This window comes from Wolbachia endosymbiont of Nasonia oneida (assembly GCF_009012935.1).
Lineage (GTDB): Bacteria > Pseudomonadota > Alphaproteobacteria > Rickettsiales > Anaplasmataceae > Wolbachia > Wolbachia pipientis.
The window spans coordinates 11,036-28,499 of the sequence record NZ_QESS01000008.1 but is presented as its reverse complement, the minus strand read 5'-3'; the positions used below and the strand labels follow the sequence as shown (position 1 = coordinate 28,499).

Annotated in this window: 9 protein-coding genes; 8 read left to right on the top strand and 1 reads right to left on the bottom strand. The window is 35.5% G+C overall.

Annotated elements, in window-relative coordinates:
• Nucleotides 1-112: 112 nt before the first annotated feature.
• Nucleotides 113-1,648 (bottom strand): lysine--tRNA ligase, encoded by a 1,536-nt coding sequence (locus DEF52_RS04255; protein ID WP_151807955.1) that lies wholly within the window; start codon nt 1,646-1,648, stop codon nt 113-115.
• 108 nt (nt 1,649-1,756) lie between these two features.
• Between DEF52_RS04255 and DEF52_RS04250 the strand changes: the two genes are divergently transcribed.
• The 8 genes from DEF52_RS04250 (at nt 1,757) to rsmD (ending at nt 17,358) form a co-directional block, all read left to right on the top strand.
• Entirely contained in the window at nt 1,757-2,053 is a 297-nt protein-coding gene (locus DEF52_RS04250) for a type IV secretion system protein VirB3 (protein ID WP_007548615.1), read from the top strand.
• A 9-nt stretch (nt 2,054-2,062) separates the two neighbouring features.
• A complete protein-coding gene (locus tag DEF52_RS04245) occupies nt 2,063-4,468 on the top strand; it encodes a VirB4 family type IV secretion/conjugal transfer ATPase (protein WP_010962886.1) in 2,406 nt (801 codons plus the stop codon).
• A complete protein-coding gene (locus DEF52_RS04240; protein WP_151807954.1) occupies nt 4,461-7,025 on the top strand; it encodes a TrbL/VirB6 family protein in 2,565 nt (854 codons plus the stop codon). Before DEF52_RS04245 ends, DEF52_RS04240 begins: the two co-directional genes overlap by 8 nt.
• Before the next feature lie 9 nt (nt 7,026-7,034).
• On the top strand, nt 7,035-9,422 hold the full coding sequence (locus tag DEF52_RS04235) for a TrbL/VirB6 family protein (protein ID WP_151807953.1): 2,388 nt from the start codon (nt 7,035-7,037) through the stop codon (nt 9,420-9,422).
• Nucleotides 9,419-12,364, top strand: a complete 2,946-nt coding sequence (locus tag DEF52_RS04230) for a TrbL/VirB6 family protein (RefSeq protein ID WP_151807952.1) — start codon at nt 9,419-9,421, stop codon at nt 12,362-12,364. Before DEF52_RS04235 ends, DEF52_RS04230 begins: the two co-directional genes overlap by 4 nt.
• A gap of 89 nt (nt 12,365-12,453) precedes the next feature.
• On the top strand, nt 12,454-16,065 hold the full coding sequence (locus tag DEF52_RS04225; RefSeq protein ID WP_151807951.1) for a TrbL/VirB6 family protein: 3,612 nt from the start codon (nt 12,454-12,456) through the stop codon (nt 16,063-16,065).
• Nucleotides 16,055-16,687 carry a WD_0853 family protein gene (locus DEF52_RS04220; RefSeq protein WP_010082417.1) on the top strand — a complete coding sequence of 211 codons (633 nt, stop codon included), beginning with the start codon at nt 16,055-16,057 and terminating at the stop codon, nt 16,685-16,687. Before DEF52_RS04225 ends, DEF52_RS04220 begins: the two co-directional genes overlap by 11 nt.
• 122 nt (nt 16,688-16,809) lie before the next feature.
• On the top strand, nt 16,810-17,358 hold the full coding sequence (gene rsmD / locus DEF52_RS04215; protein ID WP_141457227.1) for a 16S rRNA (guanine(966)-N(2))-methyltransferase RsmD: 549 nt from the start codon (nt 16,810-16,812) through the stop codon (nt 17,356-17,358).
• Nucleotides 17,359-17,464: the final 106 nt, after the last annotated feature.

Below are 17,464 nucleotides of genomic sequence, written 5' to 3'. Positions count from 1 at the left end.
GCAGATTGGCGAAAGCAAATACAATAGCTTCAGTTTCATGATAAGGGGGCTAGCGGAGTTTGTCAAGGAATTCTTATTAAAACTAAAGAGCTCAAATGAAAGGAGGTAAACTCTAAAGTATACATTTAGTAGCGCTTTCTATGAGAGAAATCGTATTACCTATTCCGTAAAGCTTTATGAAGGATCCCATTCTTGGACCGGTTTTTTGGCCAAGTAACGTTTCATATAATAGCTGAAACCAGTCACGTAAGTTGGTGTAATCATATTTTTTTCCAATAGAAAATACCTGAGATTGAATTTCTTCAGCAGTAGCAGTTGTAGATAGAGAATGTAAAGTGTCCTTCAAATCTAGTAACGCTGCTTTTTCTTTTTCATTTGGAGTTTTATATGATTTTGTTGGCTTGATAAAATCGTGATAATACTTTACTGCAAAGTCTGAAAGTCTATCAAGCATTTTATTATTTTCTGGTGTAACGTTTGGTGTATAAGAGGATATAAAACCCCATAGGATCTCTTTGTTTTCAGCATTACAAGCTGCTGCTAGGTTTAAAAGTAGTGAGAAATTTATGCCTGAAGTTTCTATACTGGGAACATTGCCCTGGTGAATGTGCCAAGCAGGATTATTTATATCCTTTTCTTTGTTCTCATGATAACGCTTTACAAATTCTAAATATTCATCAGTTGATTTTGGTATCACATCAAAATATAAACGTTTAGCTTTTTTAGGACTCTGAAAAATGTACAATGCTAAGCTCTCTGTTGGTGCGTAAGTTAGCCACTCTTCAATTGAAATGCCATTTCCTTTTGATTTTGATATTTTCTTTCCTCCTTTATCAAGGAAAAGCTCGTAGCAAAACAGAAGTGGTGGCTTTTCTCCAAGTATTTCACATATTTGACTTGAAAGCACAGCAGATGGAGTTAAATCTTTTCCGTGAGCTTCGTAATTTACTCCAAATGCGGCCCACCTCATTCCCCAATCAGGTTTCCATTGCAGTTTACATTTTCCTTTTGTCACTGGAACTTCTATTTTTTCCCCGTTTGGGTCTTCATATGTGATTGTTCCTTTCTCTGTATTTGTTTCAATTACTGGAACTTGTAAAACTTGAGAAGTTTTTGGGCATATTGGCAAGAATGGACTATAAGTCTGCTGTCTTTCTTCCCGAAATGATGGAAGCATTACGTCCATCACTTTATCATAATTTTTCAGTAAGAGTAAAAGTTTTTCATCGTAAACGCCAGATTTATAACACTCTGTTGCACTCCTGAACTCGTATTCAAATTCAAACATATCAAGAAATTTACACAACAATGAATTCATATGATGACCATAACTCTGATGAGTGCCAAATGGATCAGGTATCATAGTCAATGGTTTATTTAAGTGCTCTCTTAGCATCTCTTGATTTGGCACATTATCTGGTATTTTTCGCAAACCATCCATATCATCTGAAACTGCAATGATTTTGGTTTTTATACCAGGAGCTATTTTTTTTAATGCATTTACAATAACTGTAGTGCGGAAAACCTCTCCAAAGGTTCCTATGTGGGGTAAACCAGAGGGTCCATAACCAGTTTCAAATATTATTTCTTTTTTATTAGGAAACTCTTGCAATATTTTTTCTGCTTCTTGAAATGGCCAACTTGTCATTATCGGGATTAAATAATGTATCTTAACTTAAAGTGCTACTAGTTTCAATGGATTTTTAATATAATGATATAGTATTAGTGTTAGAGCTATTATTAGAAGGTTAAAGATATGTCCACAGGTAGTATACAAACAGATCAATTATTTAAAGGTCTTACAAGACCTGCAATGCTCTTTGGTGTGAGTTATATGTTTGCAATATTAAACGTCCTGATTTGCATGCTAATTTTCATTAATTCAAATGATTTAAGAGTGATTCTCTTAATGTTACCAGGTATACATGGACTTGGTTATATAGCTTCTGCAAAAGAACCGTTGTTTATTGAATTATTTATGGTAAAATTGGGAAAGTGCTCGAAATGTTTAAATCGTTTTTACCATGGAGCCAATTCTTATGATATTGCTTAACGTTGTGTGATGCTGAGGTTTAGGGCTATTCAATCAAAGAATAAATCTACTCTGAACAGGGAAGTTCACGCTGCTGAATTTATTCCTTATTCTTGCTATTGGAATAGCACAACCTTGATGACAAAAGAAAATTGGTTGGTTAAGGTTATAAAATTAAGTGGTTTTGCATTTGAAACTGCCGATGACGAGGATTTAGTCATACAGAACAACATCAGGAATCAGATGCTAAGAAGCATTTCATCTCCGGCATTTAGTTTGTATTTTCATACTATCAGACGTAAGAAAAATATTTTTTCTGATGAATTTGCAAGTCAAGGTTTGCCGAATTTTTTCGCTAATCACGTAAATCTAAAATGGAGAGAAAAACACGCAACAAGGCAATCATTTATTAATGACCTATACATTACGATTATCCGTAGAGCGGACACAAAAGGAGTAGAATTTTTGTCACATCTACTAAAAAAATTCGGACATGTAACTTCAAAACATGCTTGGGAAAGTGATATACGTGCCACGTATGAAGATTTAGAGGAAACGACAAATCGTGTAGTGACAAGCCTTAGAAATTATTCGCCTAAAATTCTTGGAGTAAAAGAAACTCCAGATGGTTTGTTCTGCGAAATAATGGAGTTTCTATCTAGAATCGTAAATTGTGGCTTCGTTACAAATACGCTTTTTCCGCTAAGAACTGAAATATCAAGATACTTACCAGTACATAGGTTATTCTTTGGCCGTAAGATGATACAGGTTGTGACTCATAATGAGAGTAAATATGCTGGAATAATTAGTATCAAAGAATATGGAAATCATACTTCTGCAGGAATGCTTGATTCGTTTTTACAACTTCCTTACGAGTTTATAATTACGCAATCTTTTCAATTTATAAACAGGCAAATGGCGATTGGAAAAATGCAGATACAGCAAAATCGAATGATACAGTCTGCAGATAAAGCTATTTCTCAAATAGCAGAAATTTCTCAAGCGCTTGATGACGCAATGAGTGGTAAGATTGCGTTTGGTCAACATCACCTGACTATTTTATGTATAGAAAAAAGTCCTAAATCATTGGATAACGCTCTGTCGTTGGTAGAATCAGAGCTTTCTAATTGCGGTGTTTACCCTATACGTGAGAGAGTTAACCTTGAACCAGCATTTTGGGCGCAAATTCCTGGTAATTTCGATTATATAGTGAGAAAAGCTACAATAAGTAGTCTTAATTTGGCTGGATTTGCATCTCAACATAATTATCCTACTGGTAATAAATTCAATAACCACTGGGGAGATGCCGTTACAGTTTTTGACACGACATCTGGTACTCCATTTTTTTTCAACTTTCATATAAGGGATGTTGGACACACTATGATAATTGGCCCAACTGGTGCTGGTAAAACTGTTTTAATGAATTTCCTGTGTGCCCAAGCGATGAAGTTTTCTCCAAGGATATTCTTTTTTGATAAAGATCGCGGTGCAGAGATTTTCTTAAGAGCACTTAGTGGTATCTATACTGTAATAGAACCAAGAACTAAAACAAATTTTAATCCTTTACAACTTGATGATACCTCTGATAATAGAACATTTTTAATGGAGTGGATAAAGTCTTTAATTTCGGTATATAATGATAAATTTACTTCAGAAGATATTGCACGAATTAATGATGCAATTGAAGGAAATTTTAAATTAAGAAAAGAAGACAGATTCTTGAGAAACCTCGTACCGTTTTTAGGGCTTGCAGGTCCTGATACTCTAGCTGGGGCAATATCTATGTGGCATGATAATGGTTCTCATGCTGCAATATTTGACAATAAAGAAGATTTGCTAGATTTTTCACGAGCAAGAGTATTTGGTTTTGAGATGGCTAGCTTGCTCAAAGATCCTGTTGCTCTTGGACCGGTCTTGATTTATTTATTTCATAGGATTAGTATATCTCTTGATGGCACTCCATCTATTATCGTTCTTGATGAGGCATGGGCGTTAATAGATAATCCAGTTTTTGCACCCAAGATAAAAGACTGGTTGAAGGTACTGAGAAAACTAAATGCTTTTGTGATTTTTGCTACTCAGAGTGTTGAGGATGCAAGTAAAAGTACTATTAGCGATACGCTTGTACAACAAACAGCGACACAGATTTTTTTACCAAATCTGAAAGCTACTAGTGTCTATCGGGATGTTTTTATGTTAACTGAACGTGAATATATATTAATTAAGCACACAGATCCGAGTACTAGATTCTTTTTGGTGAAACAAGGAGTCAATGCTGTAGTAGCTAGAATAGACTTAAAAGGCCTGGATGATATAATCAACGTATTATCCGGACGTGCAGAAAGTGTTCTATTGTTACACGATATATTAAATGAAGTTGGGGACAACCCAAAAGTATGGTTGCCTATATTTTATCAGAAGGTAAAAAATGTTTAAGACTAAGCTGTCATTGCTATTAATTGCGATATTTTTACTAAATATAGACTTTTTACTCTCATATCCAGTGCTTGCAGATGGAGTAAGTGGTACTGACAAGACAGAATTTGTTAGCAGATTTAATTCCACTGGCAGTTTTAGTCGTGCCTCTAATCCTGATTGTGGAGCGTTTAAAACAGCTGCAGCACTTGCTGGAATAGCGATTGCTGTTGGCGCAATATTTACTGGCATTGTTTTGATCGTTTCTTCTGCTGGTTTGTTTACCGCTCTTGTTATTGTTGGAATGATAGCTGCAATTGTTGGAGTCTGGAAAGCGATAGGAGGGCTTGTTGTTTGTGAACATAGTTTTGTTAAACACCCAGTTGCACGTGATCATGATGGAAAATACAAAAATTTTAAATTAGAAGACACAGGTTATAGTGGCTGCACCAATGAAAATTACCAAACAGAAGAGGAATATTTTTCTTGTTTGCAAAATAAAGCTCGGGAAGACGTGAACAAAAAAGATTATGACGGGAAAAGAGCAGAAAAAGAAGCCTTAAATTCTAACGTTCAGGAGAGTACAGAGAGTTATTACTGGCCAAAAAATGGTGTGCAATACAGTGAATATATAGAAGTATGTCATCGAAACCCTTTAACTTTTGGTAATCTTTTTAATAAGGTAGACTTTAATTCCAGAGGAAAACCTGGATACATAGACTTTGATGTCAGGGAGAAAGACACTGGATACGTAGATGGGTCATGGTCCTCGAAGGTTGATGGTGGTCTGGAATGTAGAGTTCTCAAAGCAGGACAGAGCGAACCCATACATGGAGCTACATTCAAAGCAGTGAGAAAAACGGGCAGATTATGTGTGGAGTTAGCCAGTGTTAGCATGCTTGGTATCGAAATGACTCCTTGGCCGCAAGGGGTTGATATGGGGTGCACGGAATTGCCACCTGACCCACTTGCTCCTATGTGTGAAAAATCTGTGATGATATTCAAAAATAAAGATGGTACAGGCGAGGAAAAAGTTACTATTGGTAATAATGATGACTATAAAACTATTATCAGATCTAAAGAAAAAAGACTCAACGGACAAGGGGGGAAAATTTTTGTAGGTTATGATAATGCTGGCTGTTTTAGCTCGTATGTTTCTGAAGCTTGTTATAACCAGGCAGGGAGTAAATCATTAGCTCCTATTCCCGTAACTTCTATGATAGTGCAATGCATTAAGGAATCGTTAGATAATTTAGTTGCAGGTAAAGGTGCACCAAATGGTGAGAGTTTTATATCTGTAGCACAGAAAAGGCTGAAAAACACTGTAACTGCTGTTTTAGTTTTAGCTTTAATACTGTTCTCTATAAAAGCCATGTCTGGTGGAGTTCAGAGGCCTCAAGAAATGTATATGTTGATCATAAAATTCGCTTTAGTGATTTACTTCACAACAGGCAGTACCATGTCTCATTATTATGGAGAATTAACTCGTCTCTCAAATGGTTTGTCAGAGATAGTGCTAAAAGCATCATCTGAAAGTAAAGGCATATGTAATTATAAAGCAGGTACAGATTATGAATATACTCGTGCAGGAAAGAGGGTATCTTACAGTTATCTTGCACCTTGGGATAGGCTTGATTGTAGAATTTTATTTTATTTAGGTGCCCCTTTAGATGGAATTGGTGGCAAAATTGGTACTGGAGGTGTTGCAACGTTAGCAGTCTTGCTTGGTGCTGCTCCTGTCTTATTAGTTGCAGGTTCGGTAATCGGTATTATTTTTGCTGGTGGACAAATTTTAGTAGCTCTTGTCTGTATATTTATGGCCGTTCTGATGATGATGGTTATTTTGTGGCTGTGCTATGTATTTATTTTATCTCTAGTTGCTTTAAGTGTAATCATCATTTTATCACCTTTGTTCATTCCTATGGTTTTATTCCAACACACCAAAGGATATTTTGAAGGCTGGGTGAAAGAGTTGATTACCTATAGCTTATACCCGGTTATCCTTTTTGCGTTTTTGTCCTTTATGTTCATAGCATGTGATAAAATCTATTTTAAAAATTTAAATTTTGAACTGGACGAGTCATATAAAAATGAACAACCGGACAAGTCATATGAAAAGAAACAAGCAGAAATCTCATATAGTAAGAAAAAACAGTGGTTTAAATTGAAAGATGGGGAATGTGATAAAAATGAAACTACTCTTGCATGTATGATGCAAAATTATAGCTTTAAAAAGAGCAGCATACTTGGTCTATTCGACTTTACATACATGGAGTTTGGCAGCTCTCTCATCGGAGAATTATTAAAATTGTGTTTAGTATTATTCCTCTTTTACCACTTTTTAAACATTCTTCCTGGCATGGCTGCTGAACTTGCTGGTAACCATAGAGCAGCACTTGGCTCAGGTCAGACACCTGGACAAATGGTGGGCAAAGCTTTATCTGCTGCCAAAGCTGCTGCTGGGGGTGTTGCTGGAGTTGCTGGTGCTGCTGCTAAGAAGTTGAGTGGTGGAGACAAGAGTAAATCTCGAGGTTCTGGTTCTAGTAGCTCCGAGAGTGTTAACAAAAGCACTGAATGAGTTGGATTTATGCTAAAATTTTTGCTGATAATACCGTTTTTTTTTCTGTCAGGCTGCGGGGAACATCACTGTATTAAGCCAGAAAATTTATCAGGTTTGCGTGAAAAACTAGATATAGTGTCAACAGAGCAGAAATGGGTTGATTCTGGTGTTAATATCTCAGATAGAATAAGAGTAACAGAGATTGATATAGTGCCTAGTAAGGTTAATTTTTGTCCTAAGCAGTATGCAGATTTTGCAATTGGGCCTGGGAGAAATGACGTTGCATTACCATTTGCACTTAAAAAAGGCGATACGATAAGCTTTAGTGTGATTGGAAGTAAAGTGTGTAAAGATAAAGAGAGTGAGACAAAAATCAGGTATTTGAAAATCGACGAAAAGTGTAGCGAGCAAGAAACGGAACATTTTGCACATGTTTTAAATCAAGAGAAATGCCAAGGTGGCAAGGATGGGATATGTCCTAATAAATATATAATAGGCGATGCGCAATGGTTGAGTGGAAGAGAGTACTGGTTTTCGAAGTTAGATCAAGATGAAAGAAAAAAGGAAATTGAAAATATTATTAACTCTATAAAACAAGGAGAGAATATAGATTGCAGCAAGCTTTCAGAGAGCAGTGCAAGTAAGATAGATACGCACATTTTAAATTCACTCTGTAGACGTATATGTAAATTTTCTTCTGGTCGTAGAGGCGAGGATTGCGTGTATATTGAATATAATAATATAGAAATTGAGCTATTCAATGCTTTAAATTCTAGTGGTGAATCTGTTGTTGCTGAAATTATTAGTAAAATACTAAAAGAAAAACAGGTAAAAACTGACATTACACTTTTGAAAGTTCACATGGATGGTGAAGATTTTGAACACATTCCAACAGGTGGCATATGTACTAACTGTGATTATAAGATAGAAAAATACCATCGAACACCAAGTTTAACTTTTAGTTTATGTAGTAGAAATGACGAGCACTGCTACAATAGAAATGACAAAGGTGGTTTCAACATAAGAGTAACGAAGAACCATAGTCTGGAAAATAGCTTGTATATAAGTGTTTCCGATAAATTCCCTGAGCATAAGCCTGGTGAAAATCAAGCGGATATATCTGTATATATCAGCAAAGTTCATGACATGGAAAACTTGAAAGGAAAATTAAAAGACAAAACAGGCACCATATATTATGGAATAAGAGACCATGGCTGCGATTACAAAAATGAAGGTCAGTTTAGTATTAACCTAACAACTAAAGAGCCACCTACAAAAACTTTTAGTGCAATATATAATTTCTTTGATGAAAAAGTGAAAACTGCATTTTTCGGCTCTAATTATAAAGACCCTAACGCAATTCACTCTGATACTAGTCCTGTAAAGTCTCTTTACGAAAGTTTTATAAAATCAAGCAGAACAAATACCATTAGATCCACGATAATATCGCTGTTAGTATTATACATAACCTTATATACCCTTTACTACTTTTTTGGATTAACTCATATTTCTATATATGAGTTTTTAATTATATGCGTAAAGATAGGAGTCATCGCCCAGCTATTGCAGGATAATAGCTGGGACTTTTTTTATAACAATGCATTCTCTATATTTATTAACACTCCAAAACAACTAATAGAAATAGCAAATTTTAGAGGCACTACTTCAAATGTTTTTGAGTTTCTTGATTTGCCGCTCAATAGGTTCTTGTCATCGCATTCAGTATTGTTAATAGTATCTCTTATATTTTCTGGCCCTTTGGGCATTGTATCTTTTTGCTTGGTGATTTGGGGTTTAATCACAGTGAGCTTATCTATTTTTAATGCCTTATTTTCTTTTATTACATCTATAGCAATAGTTGCGTTATTACTTTCTTTAGCACCTATTTTTATTATTTGTCTTTTATTTGCGTATACTAGGCAGATGTTTCAAAACTGGGTTAAAAATTTAGCAAGATTTGCAATTCATCCAGTGGTCCTTTTAATTTTTATATCACTGATAAGTCAGGTTATGGATTATATTGTGTATTCAGTATTTGATTTTGAGGTCTGCTCTACATGTATACTTAATATTAACCTAAAGATTTTTAACCCTTGTATTTTTTATGGTTATGCTTCCAAATATACACCTAATATTACCGCTATGATGGCTTTTGTTATTTTGGGACACACTATGAAAGCTTTAGTTGAAGCTTCTTCGGCAATATCTGACTCGTTGTTTGGTGCTTATGTAGCAAGCGAACCTGGAAGACAGTATCAACAAAGCTTAATGGGAACAGTAGGGTTAGATGAACAAAGCGTTCAAAGAAGAGAAAGAGGAGATGCCTCTCAACAGTCAGGTACGTCAAGACCTCAAATACCACAAGGGACTCAAAGGTCAACGCCTCAGATACCACAACCAGGAAGACAGCAATGATAAGTAAAAGATCACTATTATTGATACTGTGTCTTGCAATCACTGGTTGTAATATGGATTGTGTCGAGCCTGGGTTGCAGAGCAAAAACACCAGCGTTAATGTGGATGTTCCAGTTCGTAAAGCCGATAAAATTCATTGGGTTGATTCTGGTCAGGTAATTAGTCAGGGTGAGAAAATCAAATTCACCCTCGATGGATCAGTAAATTTTTGCCCTTTTAAAGAAGACAAAAATCCAAGGAAAGTACTTGTGCCAGCTAGCTTTTGTGCTGATGGCTCAGAACCAAATTATAGTAAGGCTGCGGATATTAATAGTGTACCTAACAATTATGGTGTTAATGAAAGTAAAAACGAACTATGTGGTGGCAAAGGATTTGGCAGCAATAGACGTTATGTGGACACTGGAATTAAAGTAAATCCTGGTGACAAGTTAAGCTTCAGCTTAGTTCCCAGAAAAATAACAATTGATTACGACAATCCAGAAGGGAAAGGCATCAATTTTGATGACAATTGTTATAAAGCTGTAGAAAATGACCGTAAGGAAACTGTATATAAGAAAGCTACAGTGAGTGAAGTACATCAGGGGGGAGAGTTTTTTTGTGATGGTAAAGATGGTACAAAAAATAAAATACAATTTTTACCTCTTGATAAAACAAAAGCAAAGGAAAGCAAAGTGCTAGTTGGAAATGGGTATACCCCATATGATAATAAGGTGCATTTTAATAAAGGTTATATTCAAGACAACGAACCATGGGTATATGGTTCACTACTTGATTTACGCCGCGCTAAAATAGGATTGAACGAGTTATGTGATGGAAAAAACTGTAGTCTTGATGAGAGAAAAAAGTACTCCTCCTATGAGCTTAACTGTTACCATCAAAATATATGCTATACTGAGAAGGGTATATGGAACTATGGTTTAGGTCAAGCAGGAGAACGGAACTGTGTCTCCTCTATAAGGTATAAGAAGTACGATAAAGGAAATAAATGTGATATGTATTCTTATCTAGAAAAAATGGAAGGGAATGTTAAAGCAGGTAGTTTTACTGAAGATGATAAATCTTGGGCTGAGGCTCTTGTTGCAAAAATTGGTGATCCTGATGATAAAAATATCGCTAAAGGTATTCAATGTCTTCCAAAGAAAGAGGGTGCAAAAGGGGATAATATGTGTTCGCAAATTGGCGATAACAATAAATTCGAGGATTTTTCTCTGGAATTGAACAATGATTATCCAGTAAATGACGAGGTAACGCCCGGTAGTAGTGTGATGCTCGCTATCGCAGATTATGGTCATTATTACTATAATAGAGGAGGGTACCATGTTAAAGTGACTAGATCATGTGAATATATTAATGGCGAAAAATTATATGTATATTTAGGTGATGAGCCACCTAAAGATTTGCATGGTGTGGGAACTAATGATTTTAAAGTGGTAGGAGTGAGAGAAAGAGTAAACGGAAAAGATGAGTACACCATATTAGATGTAATAAGCGGAGAACACTTTCAGAACGAAGAATCTAAGAAGATATATTTCGGCATCAATGTAAGCAACGTAGAGAGAGATGACATTACAGATAAAAATGGCAAATATTATGAAAATAATAAGTACACAGTAACTTTATTTGTTAAAAGAAAAATTAATGATTTTATTTCATCGAATGTAAACGGGGTATTTAAACTTATAAAAGAAGAAGTAATTGGGGACAGCGTTAAAGATTCATACAAAGGATATGCAAGAGGTCTTCTTCAAGGGGTAAGAGCTTTGCTTACTCTATACGTTATATTTACTGTCGTTGGCTATATGCTTGGAACAATACAGCTAAGTAAATTTGATTTCATTGTAAGAATGTTCAAGATAGCATTTATAGCTTTTGCCTTTAGCGATAGAAGCTGGGAACTTTTTGGTACAACTTTATCCAGACTTTTTATAGATGGTAGCACTTATTTAGTTGATAGTTTTTCTGGCTATGTAGGAGAAGGGGAGAGAAAATTTGCATTCTTAGACTTGACAGCAGGAGTATTATTCACAGCAGAAACTTGGTTAAAGTTTTTATCATTGATGCTCTCTGGTCCTTTTGGCTTTATTGCATTTTGGGTAATATTCTGCGCTACTTATGCGTTTTTAAAATGCATTATTAGCGCTACGTTTAAATATGTAATATCTACTGTTCTAGTGGCGTTTTTACTGTCATTAACACCTTTATTTATCGTATTTATTCTATTTCAAAAGACTAAACCCTTGTTTGATAATTGGATAAAAACGTTGGCTCATGTTTCATTAGAACCAGTCATTTTATTTTCATTTTTATCTCTTTTAAATCAGTTGATGTATTCAGTTTTATATAACCTCACAAATTTTTCTGCATGCTATCAATGTTTAATTAGCGTAAATTTCTTATCGTATGATCTGTGCTTGATGAAATCAATACTGCCTCTTGGATACAGTCCTGGCACTAGCGTTGATGTTGCACTCAGTACCGGAGAAAGGGCTGGTGGACACTTTGCAGCATTACCTATAGACCTAATCCAGGCGTTTATATACCTCATTATTGCCGGTGCAATGGAAGCTTTTGTTTCTATATCGGAAACTATGGTACAAACACTATTTAGCTCTGGTTATGGAGTTACTGGCAGTGTTGGTACAGTTGCTAAGAGCGCATCGCAAGCTATGCTGTCAACCGTTGGCCTTGATGATAAGACCCAAAGTATGATACAGAGTATCAAGCAGAAAATGAGTAAAGATCGGGGAAAAATTGAGGCTAAATTACCTAACACACCAAAGCAACCAGACAAAAAAGAAGATTCTAAAGGAAGTTCTGATAAAACAACGAGTGATAGACCTAAAACATTAAAACAATCAGATCAGCAAAAAAATTTTGATGAAACAATAAGAAGTGATCCTAGTGCTAAAGCTAAAAACAAGGAAGAAAATGGAGAGGAGTAAGATATAAATGATATTATGGAGTAACTAATTAAAAAGATATTTTAAGTAAAGTTTTAGAAATTTATTCTGTATTTGGAAAAAGTTTAGATATGCAATCACGTTTAGGCAAATGTTGGTTTAGGGTATTACTTCTTGCAGCTTATGTGCTGATCACAGGTTGTAGTAAAAACGATATGCCTTTTCCAAGGTGTATATCTGCTGACTATTTTGGTCCTAAACCTATTGCAGTAAGCGCTCATTTTTCAAGCGACCACGATGCGTTTATTCCAGGAGATGGAGAAGTTGTTGATCCTGAAACTGGTGAAATTAATTATGGTTTTCACCATAACCAAGTGGTGGAGTGGGAGGATACCGGGCTCGAAACCAATGGAGATAGTTTAAAAGTGCGAGTGAATGGTGCATGGACATCTTGGAGTAATAATAACAAGAAGGAATCTAAAAAAGGCAGTTATACCTTACAAAGCTTGGAGCAGTTAAAATATGCAACTAAATTTGAAGGCAAGTCAGGTGATAATAGTCTACCTGACTTTCACTTAGTTTGTAATGATTACAAACCTAGTGCGCCACAGAAAATTTCAAGTAAGTCTAATGCAAGTTGCACTGTAAAGTGCAAGTGCATTAATGAAGATGATAGCGCAAATACAGTATCACGTGGTGCTCCATGTTGGTTTACCAACGGTCATGGTGCTTATCTTTTGTTTCAAAGGCCTGGTGACGATAGTCCTAACAAAGATTTGAAATCTATGCGCAATCCTTCATCTCCTACTGTACATCTAGGTTACAACTCCGTGGCAGAGAATGGGAGCGGTCTTTTTGCTTTAGACAGAGATAGCACTAAATTAAAGGACAGAAATTGTGACCCGGTGAAATTAAAAAAGGGATGGAAAATATATGTAAAAATATTAGATAGATATTACTTAGATAATGTAGGTGGCTACTCTTTTGAGTTCTTAAGTGGAGTGCGGCAACCGAGTGGGGTTGAGTTTTTTGATTATATTTATAACTATCTAAAATGTGTATTATTGATTAACGAAAATTGCAAAGAACATTTTAATAGCAATGATCCTGCAGTTGCACAAGCTATGTTCGAAAATATAGCTGAAAAAAGTACGAGCTTTCACAATTTTGTTCTTTCCTTGCTTGTTCTATTTGTAATGATTTCATCGCTTCTTTATCTTTTTGGCATGATACAAGAAACTAAGCATGATATGCTCATCAGAATGATGAAAATCACTCTAGTAATAGTGCTTATATCTCCTGGAAGTTTTAGATTTTTCTATGATCATTTTCTTGTTTTATTTGTTAAAGGTCTTGAACAATTGATAAGTATAATTACTAATTTTGCTCCCAACATGAACACCGGAAGTATTGCTCAAGGAGATGAAGCTAAGTTGTTTAGCTTCATGGAGGACATGTTCAATAAGTTTTTTGCTTATTCTGTTTGGAAAAAGTTTGCAGCGTTTTTACATTACCAAATGTGGGCAAGCCTTCTTATGATACCGGCAATTTTCATAGGGATTGTGCTATACTTCTTGCTGTGCTTATATGCTTACATAATATTTCTCTCTGGTTTTATGGGTATAGCTTTTCTTATAGCCATTATGCCACTGTTTCTAATTTCTATTTTATTTTCACCGCTGAAAAGTCTATTTGAAGGTTGGATAAAATTCTGCATCAGCTTTTGTTTAAAGTCGATTATGATATTTGCTCTCTTGTCATTACTGGCTTCCATTATAATGAATACCTTTTATAGGCAGTTAGGTTTTACTGTATGCTACAATAAATGGTTCGAGGTAAAGTTATGTGCTCCAAAATGGGTGTTTGGCGGTTTTTGTATCGTTGATAAGCAGTACTTTGGTTGGACCCCAGGGCAAATTTTTGTACCTTACACTCTTGGAGAAGCTTCTTCTCTTAACATAGATAAAAGTATAGAAGGTATAGAAAAGATAAGCAGAGAAGGTGGTACAATAAAATTTACTGGAGGCGCTGGATATATCCCGCTTCCACCGGATTACCCTAAAGATAAAAATGGTGAACATATAAAAGGGTTTCGTTATATAGATTATCCTTTCTTTAATCCAATGCCTGGAACTAAAGATAATCCAGCAGACCACTATATTGCAGAAAGTGATATGGTAGTTAGTAATGGCTGCAGTGCAAAAGATCTAGTACGCTTAACAAATAGTTTATCCCATGCATCAGAGAGGGCTGACATTATATTACTGATCAACAATATAGAGAAAAGGATAGGTGATGTTAGTGAAATAATAAAACGCTACTGTCAAGATATAAATAAATGCAATAGTTATAGGGAAATAATTAATGAAATAAGATCTTTAGTGCGGAGTGCGGTAGAAAAACAAGGTTGTAGAATACTGAAACTTCATGATTTATATAAGGATCCCAACAGTGAATACTGTCAGAAATGTAAAGATTGTGAGGATTGCAAAAATTATCAAGAAAATAGCGATTACCAAAGGGTGCAAGACATACAGAGAGGTTATTTAATCAATGCAGGGGAAATCTTTATACTATTCTTGCTTTCATTTTTAATGTTCTCCTTACGCACGTTCGTACAACAAATGGGCTCAAGTATCGCTGGTGGTGGATTCAGCGTTTACAATATATCTAGTATGTATCAGGCATCGCCTTTGACTGGCATAATGGAAGGATTCAAACAGCAGTGGCAAAATTTTGCTGGTAGAGGACTTGAGTCTTTAGGCAGTTGGGCTACTCATTTACCGGATAGATTAGCCGGAGGTGCAGCTAATCTGCTGGGGAGAGTACCAAGAGTTGGAGGAGTGCTGAAATACGCTATTGATGTGCCACGTAAATTTGTAGGTGCTACTATTGAAGCAACAAAATTTGCAACATCACCTAAAAATGACGTTGATAAACTTGAGGAAAAGATCTACAGGGCATTTGGAGTTGATAAGGAAGATATTACACACAGAAGGATCGGTAAATATTTAGATTATTATAAAGGATACGTAGGATCACATTTGGGCTATACAATAGAAGATGCTATGAAGTTTACTTGGGAGCATGGCCTTGATTCTATAGGAGTTAGCCGTCGTACAGGAGAAAAAGATGGTTATCCAAATAACTTACTTTTTAGAGCAAAATCGCATAGGCAAGATTTCTTGAATAAGCTTCATGATGACACCATAGGCCGTAAGAGAGAACCAGAAAAAGACAATCCTGATCAATCAAATAAGGTAGAACGAGAGTTAGGCACGGAACTAGTAAGAGATAACCATGATCAGCCACTAGAAGAAGGCGACCCTCTTCGACTACGAGGGGGAGGTCAGCCAGATAAGGTAGTACGAGAACTAAGCACAGAACAAGAAGACAAGCCTAATCAACTACAGCATGATCAGCCAACAGAAGAAGATAAGCCTGATCAATCAAATGAAGTGACACGAAATTTAGGCACGGAACCAAAAGGTTCAGATGAAATTGATGATTTTGGATCTGCTTTTGAAGGTATGGAAAAACGTGCTGAAAGAGAAGGCAGAAGAAATCAAGATAAAGTTTACAACCTCTCACCACTTTTTGAAATGAACACTCCAGAAGCTGTAGAAAAACGTGCTGAAAGAGAGGAAAAAAGAAATCGAGAAGACAGTAAAAGGAAATTACCGGAACCAATGAGGAAACCAGATGCAAAAGGAGATGAGAAGAGGATTGAAGATGAAGACTAATAAAAATTTCAAAGGCCTTGATTATTATAAATTGCAGCAAGACAAAGATGGCAACATAAAGTTAAATGACTACGACGACATTTTAAATGCGCGTAGGGCAAGGGTAGACTTGTTGCGGGATAACACATCACTTGACAAGGATGTCAATTTTGCTAAATTGAATAAAGCTTTGAGTGAGAAATTTGTAGATAATCATAGTTTATTGTCTGAATTTGATAAGGAAGACAAAGAGATTGTACAAGAAAGGATTAAGGTGTTTAGTATTTTAGAAAGTCTTGAAGACCTTAAAAGCGTGAAAAGTGAAGATCTGTTAGAGGTTAGCTTACTGCTGTCAGATCTTAGCTTCATAGAGAGAAATGTTGTACTAAATACCGATCAGAATTCTGATCTAGCAGGATTTAAAAACCTATTTATTGAAAAAAAAGCATCTGGTGAAGAGTATAGTGAAGAAGAATGTAGAGGCTTTCTTGATAATATAGATAAAATCAATACTATAATTAAGTTAGAGTTAGAAAGCAGAATTGAAGGGCTAAATCATGATGAAAAAAATGATCATGATGATTTACAAGATGAGATTGGTCAAGCAATTAATGCAGCAGGCAAATCAGAAAAAGATAACTGATGAGTCTTGTGTTTGTGTTTTTCTTACAAGCGACTCGATAGCTTCTCTCTATTAAACTGCTAAAGCCATATTGACATTAATCATATAGTATAAATAATTAATTATTTTGGAGCTTATTTAATATGCTACGCATCATTGCAGGCAAATATCGCGGAAGAAAAATAACTACAGGTAAGCATTTAGCTGCACGGCCAACTATGAGTATTGTCCGAGAAGCAATATTTAATATGCTTTCCTCAAGAAAACCTATTTATAACTTGAATGTACTTGATTTATTCTGTGGTAGTGGTTCTTTTTCATTTGAAGCGCTTTCTCGCGGCGCTAAACATGCATTTATGGTAGATTCAGATTATTACAATTTGCAATTGCCTAAAAAAACAGCAGAAGATTTTGGAATTACGGACAATGTTACGCTAATTTGCTGCAGTGCTAACTGCTTACCACAACCTATTTCAAAATGTGACATAGTTTTTATAGACCCACCTTACAATAGCAATCTAGTTGAATCAACGTTGAATGGACTAGCTCACTCAGGCTGGTTAAGTGATGATGCATTGATAATTCTAGAGATTAGGAAAAACGAAGATTTTGAGTGCAATAAAAACTTCAGTATAATCTTGGAACGCACCTACGGTATAGCGAGAATAATTTTTCTTTCTCTATTAACTTGAACTTGCATATACTTTTCATTGATGAGTTCCAGTTCTATTTTCGTCAAGTTTCCGGAGAAATTATAGCATTTCTCATAATAGTCCGAACAGGTCATAGGAAGGCAGA